The following is a 16,388-nucleotide window of genomic DNA, read 5'->3' as shown; positions in this document are numbered from 1 at the left end:
GTGGTGGCCTCCCCCACGGCGGCCCGCCGCGCCCGGGAGCTGGGTTTTCAGCAGGTGACTGCCCTGGCACCAGGGCAGTCCCACAGCATCCAAGGGCTCACCATCCATGCCACGGCAGGGGCCCCGGTGCCCCAAGWSSAGNMKSGYYASSGSCTKGMGNCAKGMSRMCGGNNGSSKSKASCNSGWGCYSCWCGRCKRSCTCNATCSSMGMCKSRCSKSSKRACCNNYMTCGMKSCGGTNGRTCAYGCCGGTGNNGTGSACCTGGGCCTTCCCCTGGCCGGGGCCTTTGTGCGGGGCCGGCAGGTGTTGCCCCAGCTGCTGGAGCGGCTGCGGCCCTCCACCGTGCTGGCCAGCACGGCCGGTGGCGAGGTGCGTTTCGATGGCCTGCTCAGCCGCGCCCTCTGGCAGCGGGGCAGTGCAGCCGAGGCTGCCGGAGCCATCGCCGCCGTAGCTGAGCCTGCGCGCTTCATTGATCCGATCCCCGGTGAGTCCTACCGGCTGACGCGGCCGGGGTGATGGCCGTGCCGGGAGCGCCCTGGGCGAGTGGCTGGACGGAGACCCCTCAGCAGGCACCACTGCGGCCCGCCAGCTCGGCTTCGATCGCGGCCACGGCGATGCGGCTGCTGAGCACGGCATCGGGGTTGAGGCTGATCGAATCGATGCCCTCTTCCACCAGGAAGGCGGCGAAGTCGGGATGGTCGCTGGGGGCCTGACCGCAGAGGCCGATCTTGCGGCCGCAGCGGTGGGCCGTGCGGATCGCCAGCTGGATCATCGCCTTCACCGCGGCGTCGCGTTCGTCGAACAGATCCGCCACCAGGGCTGAATCGCGATCCAGCCCCAGGGTGAGCTGGGTGAGGTCGTTGGAGCCGATCGAGAAGCCATCGAAGCGCTCGGCGAAGGCCTCGGCGCTGATCACGTTGCTGGGCAGTTCGCACATCACGTACACCTGCAGGCCGTGTTGGCCGCGCACCAGTCCGTGCTGCGCCATCTCGGCCAACACCCGATCCCCCTCCTCGGGGGTGCGGCAGAAGGGCACCATCGGAATCACGTTCACCAGCCCCATCGCCTCCCGCACCCGCCGCAGGGCACGGCACTCGAGGCCGAACGCCGCTCGAAAGGCCGGGGCGTAGTAGCGGGAGGCGCCGCGCCAGCCGAGCATCGGGTTGTCCTCGCGGGGTTCGAAGCCGCCGCCGCCCAGCAGCCGGGCGTACTCGTTGCTCTTGAAGTCGGAGAAGCGCAGGATCACCGGTCGGGGGTAGAACGCCGCGGCAAGGCGCGCCATTCCCTGGGCCAGCCGATCCACGTAGTACTCACTCGCCTCGGCATAGCCGGCGGTGAGGCGGGCGATCGCCTGGCGCTCACCGGCGTCCGTCACCCGTTCCGGCTCCAGCAGGGCCAGCGGATGCACCCGGATGTGGTTGGCGATGATGAACTCCAACCGGGCCAGCCCCACCCCGTCACAGGGGATGGCCGCCAGCTTGAAGGCCTCCTCGGGGTTGCCCACGTTCATCAGGATCTGGGTGTGGGTGGAGGGCAGGTCGGCCAGGGGGCTCTCCTCCACGCTGAAGGGCAGGGCGCCGCGGTACACCCGGCCCTGATCGCCCTCGCAGCAGCTGGCTGTCACCTCTTCCCCATCGGGGATGCGGCGGCTGCCGTCGCCGGTGCCGACGATGGCCGTGATCCCCATCTCGCGGGCAATGATCGCTGCGTGGCAGGTGCGGCCGCCCTTGTCGGTGATCACGGCGCTGGCCCGTTTGAGGATCGGCTCCCAGTCGGGATCGGTGCGCTCGGTGACGAGCACCTCCCCCGGGGAGAACCGGGCGATCTCGCCGGGCTGGCTGAGGATCCGGGCCCGCCCGCTGCTCACCGAGGCGCCGATCGCTCTCCCCTGGGCGAGTGGCTCGGCGCTGTGGGGTGCCAGATGCCAGGTTTTCAATACCGCTGTTGATCGTCGGGATTCCACCGTTTCCGGCCGGGCCTGCAGGACGTACAGCGCACCGCTGCCGCCGTCCTTGGCCCACTCGATGTCCATGGGGGTGGGGGCACCCCGCTGGGCGCTGTAGTGGCGCTCGATCGCACAGGCCCAGCGGGCCAGCTGCAGGGCTTCGGCATCGCTGATGGCGAAGCGGCAGCGTTCCTGCTCCGGCACCGGCTGGGTGAGGGTGCTGGCATGGCCGGGCTCGGGGGCGCCGCCGCCGCTCGGAGGGGGGTCGGCGTAGACCATCCGGATCGCCTTGCTGCCCAGGCGCCGGTGCACGATCGCGTCAAATCCCTGCTCCAGGGTGGGCTTGAAGATCAGATATTCATCGGGGTTCACCGCGCCCTGCACCACCGTTTCCCCAAGGCCGTAGGTGGCGGTGAGCAGCACCGCGTCACGAAAGCCCGTCTCGGTGTCGATGCTGAACATCACGCCTGAGGCGGCCAGGTCGGAGCGCACCATCCGCTGCACGCCGATCGAGAGGGCCACCTCCAGATGCTCGAAGCCGTGGATCTGGCGATAGGAGATGGCCCGGTCGGTGAACAGGGAGGCGTAGCAGCGGTGGCAGGCGGCCAGCAGGGCCTGTTCACCGCGCACATTGAGGAAGGTGTCCTGCTGGCCCGCGAAGGAGGCCTGGGGCAGGTCTTCGGCCGTGGCGCTGGAGCGCACGGCCACTGCCGGCGGTGCGCCGTCGGGCTCCAGGGCGCGGAAGGCCTCCACAATCGCCTGCTGCAGATCTGGCGGCAGGGGGGAGCGGAGCAGCAGCGCCCTGCAGGCCGCGCCTGCGGCCTGCAGGGCGCTGAGATCACTGCTGTCGAGCCCATCCAGCAGGTCTTTGAGCTGGGGTTCGAGGCCGTTGACGGCGAGGAAGTGGCGGTAGGCGGCCGCCGTGGTGGCAAAGCCGCCGGGCACCCGCACCCCCTGGCTGCCGAGCTCCCGGATCATCTCTCCGAGGGAGGCGTTCTTGCCGCCCACCTGGGGCAGGGCCTTCAGATCCACCGCTGCCAGCGGCAGCACCAGGGGGTCGGCAGGGGCCATCAGCGGCGGTGCGGCTGAGCTGAATCTGGCCCGGATGGACAGTCTGCGCTCCGACTGTGAATGGGCCTAAAGACTGGGTGAGCCCGATTCCGGGTGGCACAGTGGAGTGATTCAGCACGCCCCACCCACGGTTTTCGTGTTTCGTTTCTCCCAGGCCGGCCCCGCCCTCAGCGCACGGATGCTTGCCACCACTGCTGCATCCGTGACCACCTCCCTGGCGGTGGCGCTGGCGGCAGCGACCTCCCTGGCTCCTTCGGCCCTGGCTCAGGCGGCCGCCAAGCCGGCCTCGATGGAATTGATGAATGACATGGCCCTCGCCGCCGCGGTCAACGTGTGCGAGCTCGCTGTGGAGTCCAAGGTTCCGGTGGAGCAGGTCGTGCTCTCCAACGCCAAGGCCATCACCTATGTGGTGACCAGCCGCTACGGCAGCCAGGTGGCCAACGCCGGAACGCTTCAGCCCGAGCAGATCGCCAATGGCGCGATCATTCAGGTGGTGGGCCGGGTGCGCCAGGGCTGCTACGCCAAACTCGCCGGCGCCGACAAGAAGTTTGTCGATGACGTGATCACTGAGTACTCCAACGCCGTTCAGAGGAACTAGTTCGGAGCAATCAGTCCAGAGCCATCAGTATCAGTCCGGAGCCATCAGATCTGAGACGTTGTCTGACACGTTTCAGGACTGGTCTTCTTTTCGCTGACTGTCGCGGACGTTCTCCGCGTCGGGCTCCGGCAGCAGCTGGGCCAGCAGCCCGGAGCCCATCAGCAGCCCGCCCAGCACGGCGGCCAGGGTGCGGTTGTCGCCCCCTGGCCCGTCACTCCACACGGCAGCCGCCAGGAAGGCGCCCCCCAGCAGCAGGGTGGGCACCAGCACAACTCCCTTGGCGGTGCGATTCAGGCTCATGAGCTGCTCCGGCAGTCCTCGCCACCGTCCTGGTCAGGGGTGGCCAAGCCTCGCTGCACCAGGCTGGCACCCAGGTCCAGCTGGTCTGAGCCCTCTGGCGCCAGCCGGGTGACCCTGGCCAGCAGCATGCCATCGGCTGTGCCCATCGGCCGCAGGTTGACGCGGCTGCGGCGGGGCAGTTCGCTGCGCAGCCAGTCGGCGACTTCGGCCTGGCCAGAGGGGTCGATGCGGATGCAGGCGAGGGCCACGGTGTAGCTGCGGTTGCCGTCGCCCACCTGCAACTGGCCGTTGCCCCGCACCTGCAGCACCTCAGCAGCCTGGGCCGCGCTGGGCCAGAGCAGCCATCCGGCCAGAAGTGCCAGCAGCAGGATCAGAGCTTGGCGCCGCAGCTGGGGCAGAAGCGGTGGTCGCTGGCTGTACTGATGCCGCAGCTGTKGCATTGCCTGGTGGTGTCGATGGCGAGTTCGGGGTGGGAGGGGAGCCCCACCATCTNGGCATTGCTGGCGCCGGGGGGAACCATCGGGTAGCAGTTCTCGTTGCGGCGCACCTTCACGTCGATGAAGGCCGGGCCGGGGTGGTCCAGGGCTTCCTGGAGTTGTTGGCGCAGGCTGGAGCGCTCGGTGATCAACACGCCGCGCACCCCGAAGGCCTCAGCCAGAGCTTCGAAGTTCGGCATCCCACCGGTCATTTCGGAGGCGGAATAGCGCTCGTCGTAGAAGCTCTCCTGCCACTGGCGCACCATCCCCTGCCAGCCGTTGTTGATCACCACCACCTTCACGGTCAGGTTGTACTGGGCCAGGGTGCCGAGCTCCTGGATGTTCATCAGGATCGAGGCATCGCCGGCCACACAGATCACCTGCTGGTCGGGGAAGGCGGTCTGCACGCCCATGGCCGCGGGCATGCCGTAACCCATCGTGCCCAGGCCGGCACTGCTGATCCAGCGGCGCGGTCCGTTGTGCAGGTACTGGGCCGCCCACATCTGATGCTGGCCCACATCGGTGCTGACGTAGGCACTGGGGGCCAGCTCCTGCAGGGCGATCATCACCTCCTGGGGGGCGATCTCACCCTCCGGAACCGGCGTCACCAGGGGGTACTGGTGCTTCCAGCTGTCGATGCGCTCCAGCCAGGCCTCGGTGCGGCCCTGGGAGCGGTCGGTGCCGGAGCCGTCGACGCCGGCGGCCTGGAGCAGGCCTTCGAGCGCCTGGCGCACGTCGCCCACGAGCGGCACATCGGGCACCCGGGTCTTGCCCACCTCAGCGGCGTCGATGTCGATGTGAATCACCTGGGCCCGTGGGGCGAAGCCATCCAGCCTGCCGGTCACCCGGTCATCGAAGCGGGCGCCCGTGGCGATCAGCAGGTCGCACTCGGTGACGGCGAAGTTGGCGTAGGCGGTGCCGTGCATGCCCAGCATGCCCACGGACAAGGGGTGGGTTTCATCGAAGGCGCCTTTGCCCATCAAGGTGGTGGTGACGGGCAGGCGGAAGGCCTCGGCCAGCTGGCGCACCTGGTCGTGGGCGCCACTGCTGATGGCGCCACCGCCCACATAGAGCAGGGGGCGGCTGGCCTGGCCGATCAGGTCCAGGGCCTGGTGGATCCGGTCGGGATCGGGCCGGGGGGGCAGGCGGAAGCCCGCCGGAATGGCCGTGCCGGGCTCCACGGGCACGTAGTCGAACTGTTCGGCGCCCACGTCCTTGGGCACGTCGATCAGCACCGGACCGGGCCGGCCGGTGGCGGCGATGAAGAAGGCCTCAGCCACGATGCGACCGATCTCGCGCGGATCGCGCACCACCCAGGAGTGCTTCACGATCGGCAGGGTGATGCCGAAGATGTCGGTTTCCTGAAAGGCGTCGGTGCCGATCGAGGCCCGTGGCACCTGGCCGGTGATCACCACCATGGGCACCGAGTCCATGTGGGCGGTGGCGATGCCCGTGACCAGGTTGGTGGCCCCGGGCCCGGAGGTGCCGAAACACACGCCCACCTTGCCGGTGGCGCGGGCGTAGCCGTCGGCGGCATGGGTGCCTCCCTGCTCGTGGCGCACCAGGATGTGCTTGAGCCAGCCGCGGCTCTCGGCCTGGTGCAGCTCGTCGTAGATGGGCAGGATCGCCCCGCCGGGGTAGCCGAAGATGTGCTCCACCCCATGGCGGTGCAGGGCATCCATCAGGGCATAGCCGCCTGTCACCCGCTGGCTGAGCCGGCCGCCCTCACTCTCAGCCAGCGCGGCTGGGGCGGGAGCGGACTGGGCCGCAGAGGCGAGGGGCGTAAGCGTCACGGCTGCAGCAGGCCCACCAATGGGGCCACTATCGGACACCAGCAACCCTAGGCGCTGGAGCGGTTTTTGGAGCTTGTCTGGCCCGGGCCATGGCCCGCAGCACCTGGGCCGGATCGATCCAGCGCCCGCCGTGGCGCAACCCCCAGTGCAGGTGGGGGCCGGTGGTGCTGCCGCTCATCCCCACATGGCCGATCAGCTGGGCGGTTCGCACGCCCTGGCCCACCCTGAGCTGCACCGCGCCGCTGCGGTAGACACCTGCGGAGCCCCGGCCCGCCAGGTGGCAATAGATATGCTCGTAGGCCTAGGAGCGGATCACCAGCCCCACGCCGCAGCCGCCGTCGTTGATCACCTCCTGCACCACGCCGCCCCACCAGCTGCGCACCGGGGAGCCCAGGGGAGCGGCGATGTCCAGACCGTAGTGGGGGCGCACGTCGCCCCCGATCGGGTGCACGCGCATGCCGAAAGCGCTGGTGAAGCCGGCGAAGCTGGCCACGGGGAAGGCCCCGAGCCGCCAGCTTTCGGCACGGGCGGAGGGCGGGCCGGCCAGCAGGGGCGTCAGCACCAGGGAGGCCAGCAGCAGGCGTGCCGGCGTCACTGCCCTCCCTGCGGGCCTCCCAACGGCCCTGAGCACGGCCATGCCTTCAGAGCAGACCAAGGGCATGGAGCGGTCCTCGTCCACTGAGCAGTTCCAGCAGGAAGGCGGAGAAGCCCACCATGGCCAGCCTGCCGTTCCACACTTCGGAACTGTTGTTCCAGCCCCAGGCCCACTTGTCCTGGGGATAGAGCTTCACCTTGGTGGGCAGGGCGGCCGCCTGATCCAGGTTCACTTCCGGTCCCTCCAGGGCGTGCTGCACCAGGTCGGCGAGGCCGGTGATGAAGGCCGGCGTGGTGTCCAGGGCCGGCACCCGCCGGAAGTTGGTGATGCCTGCCTCCGTGGCGATCTCGCGGTATTCGATGTCGATCTCTTCGAGCGTCTCGATGTGCTCGCTCACGAAGCTGATCGGCACCACCACCAGGTCCTTCACGCCCTGGGCGCCGAGGTCTTCGAGGGCCTCGTCGGTGTAGGGCCGCAGCCACTCAACCGGGCCCACCCGGCTCTGGTAGGCCAGGGTGGAGGGGTTGGAGTGGCCCAGATCAGCTTTCAGCCTGGCCATGATCAGCTCGGCGCAGGTTTCGATCTCCCGCTGGTAGGGGTCGCCGGCCTCGGCCACGTAGCTCTTCGGCACGCCATGGGCGCTGAAGAACACATGGGCCGTGGCCGGGTCAGGGCACTGCTCGATCTCCCTGGCGATCAAGCCCGCCATGGCGCTGATGTAGCCGGGGTCGTCGTAGTAGCTGCGGATGCAGCGGATCGGCAGCCGTTCGAAGCCGGGGTCGGCCTGGCGCAGGCGTTTGAGCTCCCGGAAGCTGGAGCCGCTGGTGCTGATCGAGAAGTGGGGGTAGAGGGGCAGCACCACCACCTCATCGACGCCGTCGGCCTTGATGTCGGCCACGGCCGACTCGGTGAACGGGTGCCAGTAGCGCATCGCCACGTAGCTGGTGGCCTCGATGCCCCGCTGCCGCAGGCTGCTCTGCAGCTCCCGCGCCTGCTGCTCGGTGATGCGGCGCAGCGGTGAACCCCCGCCGATCGAGCGGTAGGCCTCCTGGGACTTGCCGGCCCGCAGGCTGCTGATCAGCCAGGCCAGGGGCTTCTGCAGGGCGGGATTGGGCAGCCGGATGATCTCCGGGTCGGAGAAGAGGTTGTACAGGAACGGCCCCACGTCCTGGATCCGCTCGGGACCCCCGAGGTTCAGCAGCAGCACGCCAACCTTGGCCATGCCTTCTGTTCCGTTCGGCGTGTTGGCCGTGAGCGTAACGCTGCAGGCCGGGCCCTAGCGGTGCATGACGACGATCGATAAGGTCGGCGCACTACGCACCGGAGCCATCGCGCCCCGATCAGCTGCTGCCGTGAGCCCTGCCATGGGCACCTCCGGGGCCCTGGCTGGGGTCGATTCCACCGCCGCCACAGCCAGGCTGATCCAGCAGCACAACCGGCGTCTGGCGGCCGCCGGTCTCAGGCTGCGGCTGGAGATGCGCGGCGGCAAGCTCAGCCTGCGGGGCCCCCTGCCCTGCCGCAGCGGGGCCGGGGCCTGGCGGGTGCAGCGGCTGAGCCTGGMCMKGCCMGCCACGGCGGCTGGCGTGGCGGAGGCTCTCGAGACCCTGCGGGAGGTGCAGCGCCAGCTGGAGCTGGGCCACTTCGACTGGGCCCGCTGGAGCCGGCGCCAGGCGGTGTCGTCGATCATCCCTTCCACCCATGCCGCCGCGGCGGCCCCCAGTCCGGCCCCTGGGGATGCCGGCAGCTGGCGGGCCCAGGTGCAGGCCTTCAAGCTCGCCTTCTTCGCCGATCCGCGCCGGCAGCTCAACCCGGCTGGCAGTCGCACCACCTGGAGTGCCGCCTACCGCCCCTATCTGCGCCGCCTGCTGCGGCTCAGCGCAGAGCAGTCGGGCCCAGGTGGCGAGAACCTGCTGTTGCGCACCCTCGAGAGCTACCCGCCGGGCAGCCGCAGCCGTCAGCAGTGCGGCACGGCCCTGGCCGCCCTGGCCCGCGAGTGCCAGCTGGTGCTGCCGCCGGAGTGGGCCGCCCAGGCCGGCGGCTACGGGCTGCATCTGGCCCGCTTCCGCCAGCTGCCCAGCGACGCCGAGATCCTGGCGCTGGTGGAGCAGATCCCCAACCCCGGCTGGCGGCTGGTGTACGGGCTGCTGGCCACCTACGGCCTGCGCAACCACGAGGCGTTCTTCGCTGATCTTTCGGCCCTGGCCCCGGGGGCTGACCGGGTGATCCGGGTGCTGCCCACCAGCAAGACCGGTGAACACCAGGTGTGGCCATTTCAGCCGCACTGGGTGGATCACTTCGGCCTGGCGGCCCTCGCCGGCGGCGTTGCCGCCCTGCCGCCGGTGACCACCAACCTGAGCCGCACCACCCTGCAGCAGGTGGGCCGCAGGGTGGCGGAGCAGTTCCGGCGTTACGGGCTGCCGATCACCCCCTACGACCTGCGCCACGCCTGGGCGGTGCGCACGATCCACATCGGCCTGCCCGACACGGTGGCGGCCCGCATGATGGGCCACTCCGTGGCGATCCACACCCGCACCTACCACCACTGGATCACCCGCCGCGACCAGCAGCAGGCCGTCGACGCGGCCCTGGCCCGGGGCAGGTCAGAGTGATCCGGCGCCGTCTCCCCGTTCCCCTCTCCCGCCGATGCCGGATTCCAGCCTCGATCAGATCGCCCAGGACCTCGGCCCCGGCGGCGCCCTCGCCCCAGAGCCTGATCGGGAGGGCTATCAGCGCCGCATGGCCCGCCGCAAGGAGGTGCAGCAGCAGCGGGTAGGGGAGCGCTCCCTGGAGAAGGGGCTGGTGCTGGTGTTCACCGGCCAGGGCAAGGGCAAGACCACGGCGGCCCTGGGCCTGGTGCTGCGCACCCTGGGCCACGACGAGAAGGTGGCGGTGGTGCAGTTCATCAAGGGTGGCTGGCAGCCCGGGGAGGCCAGGGCCCTGGCCGTGTTCGGAGAGGCGCTGCACTGGCATGCCCTGGGTGAGGGTTTCACCTGGGAAACCCAGGACCGCGAGCGCGACCGCGCCCTGGTGCAGCAGGCCTGGGAGCGCTCCTGCGCCTACCTCGCTGACCCGGAGCGGAAGCTGGTGGTGCTGGATGAGGTGAACGTGGCCCTCAAGCTGGGCTACCTGGCGGTGGAGCAGTTGCTGGAGGGCCTGGCCCTGCGGCCGCCCCTCACCCACGTTGCCCTCACCGGACGCGGCGCCCCGCCGCAGCTGCTGGAGCGGGCCGATCTCGTCACCGAGATGACCCTGGTGCGCCATCCGTTCCGGGAGCAGGGCGTCAAGGCCCAGGCCGGCATCGAATACTGAAAACCTGCACCGAAGCTGTCCGATCAGCCCAGGTCGTCCTGCAGCTGGGCCAGGCCACTCACCAGCACCGAGAGGCCGCTGATCAGCACGGCCCGGTGCACAGCAGGTTCGCTCCAGATGCCGGGCTGCTCAGCGGCGCGACCCAGGGCCGAGAGGGTCAGCCGGGCCATCAGCTGACAGGACCGCACCGTGGGCGGCTTCGGCGGGGGAGCCATGGCTGTGCTGCTTTGCAGCAGTGAAGCGCCGGGCCCGGCGGCTGGCAAGCCTTGCCGCCGCGGGGGCAGAGACGGGGCCGGCAGCAGGGCCATTGCTACGGTGCGGCAAATCCGTGGTTTCGATGGGTTATCAGCGGGTGCTCCTCAAACTCAGCGGTGAGGCGCTGATGGGAGAGCAGGGCTACGGCATCGATCCGGAGATCGTGAAGGCGATCGCCTCCGATGTGGCGGCCTGTGTGGCCGACGGCACCCAGCTGGCGATCGTGGTGGGCGGCGGCAACATCTTCCGTGGCCTCAAGGGCAGTGCCGCCGGCATGGACCGGGCCACCGCCGACTACGTGGGCATGCTGGCCACCGTGATGAATGCCATCACCCTGCAGGACGGCCTCGAACGGGCCGGGGTGCCCACCCGGGTGCAGAGCGCGATCTCGATGCAGGCCGTGGCGGAGCCCTACATCCGCCGCCGTGCCATCCGCCACATGGAGAAGGGGCGGGTGGTGATCTTTGCGGCCGGCACCGGCAATCCCTTTTTCACCACCGACACCACCGCCGCCCTGCGGGCCGCTGAGATCAGTGCCGATGTGGTGTTCAAGGCCACCAAGGTGGACGGCGTGTACGACAAGGACCCGGCCAAGCATGCCGATGCCCGCCGCTTTGAGAGCCTCTCCTTCCTGGAGGTGCTCAGCAGTGAGCTGGAGGTGATGGATGGCGCGGCGATCGCCCTCTGCAAGGACAACGCCATCCCGATCGTGGTGTTTGACCTGTTCGGGCCCGGCAACATCGGCCGAGCCGTGGCCGGCGAGCCGATCGGCACCCGCATCCATCCCGCCTGAGGCGCCCGCCCGCAGCCGTGAGTACTCTCCCCACGGTTCCCGATCAGCGAGTCCGAAAGCCCCGGCCATTCGGCAGCACCTGCCCTCCCTTTCTTCGCCCTGCCCCCGCACCACCCGCCATGGACCTCGAAGCCAGCATGCGCAAATCGGTGGATGCCGCCCTGCGCAACTTCAACACCATCCGCACCGGCAGGGCCAACCCCTCGCTGCTCGACAAGATCAGCGTGGAGTATTACGGCGCAGAAACGCCGCTCAAATCCCTGGCCAGCCTCTCCACGCCCGACTCCCAGACCATTCAGATCCAGCCCTTCGACATGGGCGCCATGGGGCTGATCGAAAAGGCGATCGCCATGAGCGACCTCGGCCTCACCTGCAACAACGACGGCCGGTTGATCCGCATCAACATCCCTCCACTCACCGAAGACCGGCGCAAGGAGCTCTGCAAGATCGCGTCCAAGTATGCCGAGGAGGGCAAGGTTGCCCTGCGCAACAATCGGCGCGACGGCATCGACCGGATCAAGAAGCAGGAGAAGGACGGCGAGCTCTCCGAAGATCAGAGCCGCGACGAGCAGGACAAGGTGCAGAAGCTCACCGACCGGTTCATCGCTGAGCTGGACAAGCACCTGGCGGAAAAGGAAGCCGAGATTCTCAAGGTGTGAGCGCTCCCCCGTGAGTGAGCTGGCGGGCTGCAGGCCCGAGGTGATCGTGGTGGGTGCCGGTGCCGCCGGCGCGGCGGCGGCCTTCCACCTGGCCCGGCTCGGCCGCGAGGTGCTGCTTCTCGACGCTGCCGCCTTCCCGCGCAGCAAGCCCTGTGGCGGCGGCATGGCAGCCTCCGTGCAGCGCTGGTTTCCCTTCGATCTGTGCCCCGCCGTCGACACCGTGGTCGAGCGGGTGCGGTTCACCTGGGCCCTGCAGGATCCGGTGCTGGCGGAGTTGCCTGGGGAGGCCCCCTTCTGGATCGTGCGCCGCTCTCGCCTGGATGCCTTCCTCGCCGAACAGGGTGTGGCGGCCGGCGTGGACTTTCAGCCCAGTACCGAGGTGCGCTCCCTCAGGCCCGTTGCGGGCGGCTGGCGAGTGGAGGTGCAGGGCCCTGATGGGACGCCGCAGGGCCTGCAGGCCAGGGCCGTGGTGGTGGCGGATGGTTCCGGCTCCCGGCTGGCGGGCCCCCTGGGCCTGGGCCCGAGGCGGCCCCGCTTCGCCTCCACCGTGTCGGTCGAACTGGAGGGCGAGGTGAGCGACCCGGCGGCGGCCCGTTTTGATTTCGGCCTGGTGCGCCAGGGCTTCTGCTGGGCTTTCCCGCGCCAGGGGGGCTACAGCATCGGCCTCGGCACCTTTGTGGGCCGCGACCCGGTGGCGGCCGAAGCCGTGCTGACGCGCCTGCTGCCCAGCCTCGGTTTTGCCCCCGGGGCCGGGATGCGCAGCGCCGGCCAGCTGCGGCTCTGGGATGGCCACCACGCCCTGCATGGTGATGGGGTGGTGCTGGCCGGTGATGCGGCCTCCCTCTGCGATCCCTTCCTGGCCGAGGGCCTGCGACCGGCCCTGCTCAGTGGCTGCCAGGCCGCCTTCGCCATCGATCGCTGGCTGGGCGGTGAGGCCGGGGCGCTGGCGGCCTACAGCGCCACGATACGGCGGGAGTGGGGCGAGTCGATGGCCTGGGGCCGGCGCATGGCCCAGGTGTTCTACCGGGTGCCCCGGGKGGGTTATCAGCTGGGCATCAAGCGCCCCACGGCGCCGCGGCGCATCGCCCAGATCCTCTCCGGGGAGATGGGCTATGGCGACATCGCCCAGCGGGTGATCCGCCGGCTGCTGCTGCGCAACGGCTGAAGCCGGCGCACTCAGATGCGGGTGCAGTCCTTGAGCTGGCGCAGGCGCTTGTCGATCGAGCCCAGCAGTTCGATGGCGAACATCGGTGATTCCTGAACGGCGAACAGGAACTTCTCGCGGTTCATCACCAGCAGCCGGCAGGGGGTGAGGGCCCGGGCATTGCCGTAGCGGCGGTGCTCACTGGTGACCAGGGCTCCTGCGCCGAACACATCGCCAGCGTTGATCTGTTCATGGCCCTGGTCACCGTTCCAGGTGAGTTCCACCCGGCCCTCGAGCAGGCCGAACATGCAGTCGCCGGATTCTCCCGAGCCGAAGATCAGGGCACCGGGTTCAACGCTGACCACCTCGCCTGTGCTGGCGAGGGCGCGCATGGTGCGGAGGGCGTTCACGCAGCCGACTCAATGGGGCAGGGCTGACAGTCTGCACCGCGGCGGTGGGGCTGCGGTTCAGCGACCGGCCAGGGCCAGAGCCGCCCCGAGACCGCCGCGCACATCCTCAGGCGCCAGCCGACCGTCCTTGTCGGTGTCGAGGGCGTCGAAGACGGCGTCACTGCCGAGCCATTCCTCGCGGGTGATGCAGCCGTCGCCGTCAAGGTCGTTGAGCAGGAAGATCTCGTGGACCGCATGGCCGAAGGCGGCGCCTCCCTCAAGTTCCCCCAGCCGATGCGCCAGCTGGGCCTCCAGGGTTTCGATGGCCTTGATGAAGCCGCCGATCCCCTCATCGAGCTTCTCGGTGGCCATGGGGTCCTCGGCCAGCATGGCCCGGTAGGCGGCCTCGTCGAGGTGCACCTGGGGCCGGGTCGGGGCCGGGTCAAAGGCGTTGAGCCGGCGCTCCAGGGAGCCCTGGGTGTTGCGCAGCTGGGCCAGCAGCGCGGGGGAAATGGTGAGCAGATCGCAGCCGGCCAGCTCGATGATCTCCTCGGTGTTGCGGAAACTGGCCCCCATCACCTCGGTCTTGTAGCCGTAGGTCTTGTAGTAGTTGAAGATCTCCGTCACCGACACCACGCCCGGATCCTCGGGGCCGGGATAGCTGTCGCGGCCGGTGCTCTTCTTGTACCAGTCGAGGATGCGGCCCACGAAGGGGGAGATCAGGGTGACGCCGGCCTCGGCGCAGGCCACGGCCTGGGCAAAGGAGAAGAGCAGGGTGAGGTTGCAGTGGATGCCCTCCTGCTCCAGCGCCTCGGCGGCCCGGATGCCCTCCCAGGTTGAGGCCACCTTGATCAGCACCCGGTCCTTGCCGATGCCGGCTTCGGCGTAGAGCTCGATCAGCCGCCGGGCCTTGGCGATCGTGGCTTCGGTGTCGTAGCTGAGCCGCGCATCCACCTCGGTGGACACGCGGCCCGGCACGATCTTGAGGATCTCCTTGCCGAAGGTGACGCAGATCTCATCGAGAGCTTCGCGCACCACCGCATCGGCGCCGGCCTCGGCTCCCATCACCGCTCTCGACTCCCGCAGGGATCGGTCGATCAGCTCCTGGTAGGCCGGGATCTGGGCCGCCGCCAGGATCAGGGAGGGGTTGGTGGTGGTGTCGCGGGGCGTGAACTGCTGGATGGCCTCGATGTCGCCGGTGTCCGCGACCACCACGGTCATGGCGGACAGTTGGTCGAGCAGATTGGCCATGCCTGGTGGGGTGCCGGTGCCTGGTCACGCTAGCCAGAACGCCGCTGCCGCCCCTCAAGGCCCTTGCTCCTTGCGCGAATGGCCACACAGCGGGGCCCGCTCAGCCCGCGGAAGGGTTGGCCGCCTTGCTTCGACTGGCGCCCAGGGCCTTGGGATCGGAGGGGGGCAGTTGCTCCAGCACCAGCAGGGCGTCGATGATCTTGCGGGCCACCGGCGCCGCCACGGTGGAGCCGTAGGTGTTGCCGCCCTTGGGCTCATCCACCACCACCAGCACCACATAGCGGGGATCGTCGATCGGCAGATGGCCCACGAAGCTGGTGATCAGGGCTCCAGGGATGTACACGCCGCGCTCGGCCTTCTGGGCGGTGCCCGTCTTGCCGCCGATCCGGTAGCCGGGAATGTGGATGCCCAGGCTCTTGCTGTTGGCCACCACGGTTTCCATCCAGCCCATCACCMCTTTGGTGACCTCCGGATCCAGCACCTGCAGGCCCCCGCCGCCGGGGGCCGGAGCCAGGGCGTCTCCCGAGCGCAGGCCCCGGGTGATGTGGGGGCTCACCAGGCGGCCGCCGTTGGCGAGCATGGCGTGCAGCTGGGCCAGCTTCAGAGGCGTGAGCGAGAAGCCCTGGCCGAAGGCCGCCACGGCGGGTTCGATCGGATGGCTCACGAAGGTCTTGCGGTCCTTGAGTTCGCCGGCCACGGCCCCGGGCAGGTCGGTGTCGGGGCGCTCGTCGATGCCGATCGTGCTCAGCCACTGCCAGAAGCGCTCCCGCTTCACCTTGCCCATGGCCTTCACCATCGCCACGTTGCTGGAGGCCTCCAGCACCGTGGGGAAGTCGATCAGGCCGTTGCCCTGGCGGTTGTGGTTGAAGATCGGCCAGCCGCCGATGCTCAGGGAGCCGTTATCAAACACCTTGCCGTCGGCCTGGATGGCCTTTTCCTGCAGGGCGAGGGCCAGGTTGATCGGCTTGAAGGTGGAACCCGGCTCGTAGAGGTCCTGCACGGACCATTCACGGAACAGGCCCGGATTGAAACTCCAGAAACGGTTGGGGTCGTAGGTGGGCACCGAGGCCAGCGCCAGCATCTCGCCGTTGCGCACGTCCATCACCAGAGCCGCGCCGCGCTTGGCCTTCCACTTCTTCACCTGGTCGTGCAGGGCCTTCTGGGTCACCTGCTGCAGGCGGGCGTCGAGGGTGAGCTGCAGCCTGAGGTCGTCGCCATAGAGCGAGCCGGCGGCCATGCCCTCCGGAAGCGGGGTGCCGTCGGCGCCGCGGCGCATGCGCAGGGTGGTCTCGTTGCGCTGCAGGTCGCTGTTGCGGCTCTGCTCGAGCCCTGCCTGGGGCACCCGCTCCAGGTTGAGGAAGCCCACCACATTGGCGAACAGGCTGCCCTGGGGATACACCCGCTGGGGGTAGGTCTCAAGATCGATGCCGCTGATGTTGAGCCGGCGGATGCGGTCGGCGGTTTCGGGATCGATGTCGGTGCCGAGTTTCACGCCGCTGGGGCGACCCGCCATTCTCTGCAGCAGGGTCTCGCTGGGCTGGGCCAGCACCGCGCCGAGACGGCTGGCCACCTCGTCGGGTCGGCGCAGCTTCTGGGGATCGTCGCCGGGAAAGTTGAAGTAGCGCGGGTGGGCCCAGAGGGTGAAGCGCTGCTCATCGAGGGCCACCAGGCGGCCGTTGCGATCCACGATCGTGCGCCGCTTGCCGAGCGGCGCCACCGACTGGGTCTGGATTGCCCGGGCCCGGTTCTGGAGGTTCTGGGTGTCGATCACCTGCAGCCAGGCCAGCCGCGCTCCAAGACCGACCAGGGC

Annotated in this window: 18 protein-coding genes; 7 read left to right on the top strand and 11 right to left on the bottom strand. The window is 69.5% G+C overall.

Annotation, left to right across the window (positions count from 1 at the left end; translation table 11 throughout):
• Window positions 1-255 precede the first annotated feature (255 nt).
• On the top strand, window positions 256-516 hold the full coding sequence (locus tag IQ216_RS04345) for a hypothetical protein (RefSeq protein WP_193814482.1): 261 nt from the start codon (window positions 256-258) through the stop codon (window positions 514-516).
• A gap of 46 nt (window positions 517-562) precedes the next feature.
• Here IQ216_RS04345 and ppsA read toward each other — a convergent pair whose 3' ends face one another.
• On the bottom strand, window positions 563-3,016 hold the full coding sequence (ppsA, locus tag IQ216_RS04340; protein WP_193814481.1) for a phosphoenolpyruvate synthase: 2,454 nt from the start codon (window positions 3,014-3,016) through the stop codon (window positions 563-565).
• 202 nt (window positions 3,017-3,218) lie between these two features.
• Here ppsA and IQ216_RS04335 point away from each other — a divergent pair, with 202 nt between their 5' ends.
• Window positions 3,219-3,614, top strand: a complete 396-nt coding sequence (locus tag IQ216_RS04335; RefSeq protein ID WP_193814480.1) for a hypothetical protein — start codon at window positions 3,219-3,221, stop codon at window positions 3,612-3,614.
• 72 nt (window positions 3,615-3,686) lie between these two features.
• On the opposite strand, the gene IQ216_RS04330 is transcribed toward IQ216_RS04335, so the two are convergent.
• The 6 genes from IQ216_RS04330 to hemH all read right to left on the bottom strand — a co-directional run bounded on the left by IQ216_RS04330 (window position 3,687) and on the right by hemH (window position 8,000).
• A complete protein-coding gene (locus IQ216_RS04330) occupies window positions 3,687-3,914 on the bottom strand; it encodes a GIVxVP protein (RefSeq protein WP_193814479.1) in 228 nt (75 codons plus the stop codon).
• Window positions 3,911-4,222: a hypothetical protein gene (locus tag IQ216_RS04325; RefSeq protein ID WP_370566599.1), complete on the bottom strand. Its 312-nt coding sequence runs from the start codon at window positions 4,220-4,222 to the stop codon at window positions 3,911-3,913. The genes IQ216_RS04330 and IQ216_RS04325 overlap by 4 nt, the downstream gene beginning before the upstream one ends.
• 62 nt (window positions 4,223-4,284) lie before the next feature.
• The gene (gene ilvB / locus IQ216_RS04320; protein ID WP_370566600.1) at window positions 4,285-6,072 is read right to left on the bottom strand and encodes a biosynthetic-type acetolactate synthase large subunit; all 1,788 of its coding nucleotides are present in this window, start codon (window positions 6,070-6,072) and stop codon (window positions 4,285-4,287) included.
• Window positions 6,073-6,211: 139 nt separating this feature from the next.
• On the bottom strand, window positions 6,212-6,418 hold the full coding sequence (locus IQ216_RS14125; protein ID WP_370566598.1) for a M23 family metallopeptidase: 207 nt from the start codon (window positions 6,416-6,418) through the stop codon (window positions 6,212-6,214).
• Window positions 6,419-6,484: 66 nt separating this feature from the next.
• A complete protein-coding gene (locus IQ216_RS14120) occupies window positions 6,485-6,820 on the bottom strand; it encodes a M23 family metallopeptidase (RefSeq protein WP_228007127.1) in 336 nt (111 codons plus the stop codon).
• A gap of 4 nt (window positions 6,821-6,824) precedes the next feature.
• Window positions 6,825-8,000 carry a ferrochelatase gene (hemH, locus tag IQ216_RS04310; protein WP_186696606.1) on the bottom strand — a complete coding sequence of 392 codons (1,176 nt, stop codon included), beginning with the start codon at window positions 7,998-8,000 and terminating at the stop codon, window positions 6,825-6,827.
• Window positions 8,001-8,253: 253 nt separating this feature from the next.
• On the opposite strand from hemH, the gene IQ216_RS04305 reads away from it, so the two are divergent.
• Both IQ216_RS04305 and cobO read left to right on the top strand, forming a co-directional pair.
• A complete protein-coding gene (locus IQ216_RS04305; RefSeq protein WP_228007129.1) occupies window positions 8,254-9,387 on the top strand; it encodes a site-specific integrase in 1,134 nt (377 codons plus the stop codon).
• A 34-nt stretch (window positions 9,388-9,421) separates the two neighbouring features.
• Entirely contained in the window at window positions 9,422-10,087 is a 666-nt protein-coding gene (gene cobO, locus IQ216_RS04300; RefSeq protein WP_193814478.1) for a cob(I)yrinic acid a,c-diamide adenosyltransferase, read from the top strand.
• A 23-nt stretch (window positions 10,088-10,110) separates the two neighbouring features.
• Here cobO and IQ216_RS04295 read toward each other — a convergent pair whose 3' ends face one another.
• Window positions 10,111-10,302: a hypothetical protein gene (locus IQ216_RS04295; protein ID WP_193814477.1), complete on the bottom strand. Its 192-nt coding sequence runs from the start codon at window positions 10,300-10,302 to the stop codon at window positions 10,111-10,113.
• Window positions 10,303-10,424: 122 nt separating this feature from the next.
• On the opposite strand from IQ216_RS04295, the gene pyrH reads away from it, so the two are divergent.
• From pyrH to IQ216_RS04280, 3 genes are all read left to right on the top strand, one after another.
• Window positions 10,425-11,135, top strand: coding sequence for a UMP kinase (pyrH, locus tag IQ216_RS04290; RefSeq protein WP_186700482.1), 711 nt, complete (start codon window positions 10,425-10,427; stop codon window positions 11,133-11,135).
• Window positions 11,136-11,254: 119 nt separating this feature from the next.
• Window positions 11,255-11,794, top strand: coding sequence for a ribosome recycling factor (frr, locus tag IQ216_RS04285; protein WP_186696603.1), 540 nt, complete (start codon window positions 11,255-11,257; stop codon window positions 11,792-11,794).
• Between the two features lie 10 nt (window positions 11,795-11,804).
• Window positions 11,805-12,959 carry an NAD(P)/FAD-dependent oxidoreductase gene (locus tag IQ216_RS04280; protein ID WP_193814476.1) on the top strand — a complete coding sequence of 385 codons (1,155 nt, stop codon included), beginning with the start codon at window positions 11,805-11,807 and terminating at the stop codon, window positions 12,957-12,959.
• A gap of 11 nt (window positions 12,960-12,970) precedes the next feature.
• Here the strand turns inward: IQ216_RS04280 and IQ216_RS04275 are convergent, their stop codons facing one another.
• The 3 genes from IQ216_RS04275 to IQ216_RS04265 form a co-directional block, all read right to left on the bottom strand.
• Entirely contained in the window at window positions 12,971-13,348 is a 378-nt protein-coding gene (locus IQ216_RS04275; RefSeq protein WP_186696601.1) for a Crp/Fnr family transcriptional regulator, read from the bottom strand.
• Between the two features lie 57 nt (window positions 13,349-13,405).
• Window positions 13,406-14,578, bottom strand: coding sequence for a transaldolase (locus IQ216_RS04270; RefSeq protein ID WP_193814475.1), 1,173 nt, complete (start codon window positions 14,576-14,578; stop codon window positions 13,406-13,408).
• A gap of 100 nt (window positions 14,579-14,678) precedes the next feature.
• Window positions 14,679-16,388: penicillin-binding protein 2 (locus IQ216_RS04265; RefSeq protein ID WP_193814474.1), on the bottom strand; the 1,710-nt coding region annotated here is incomplete at its 5' end.

Origin of the sequence: Cyanobium sp. LEGE 06143 (genome assembly GCF_015207535.1) — a bacterium.
In the GTDB taxonomy this organism is placed as follows: Bacteria; Cyanobacteriota; Cyanobacteriia; order PCC-6307; family Cyanobiaceae; genus NIES-981.
This window is presented reverse-complemented; position numbering and strand designations above follow the sequence as displayed.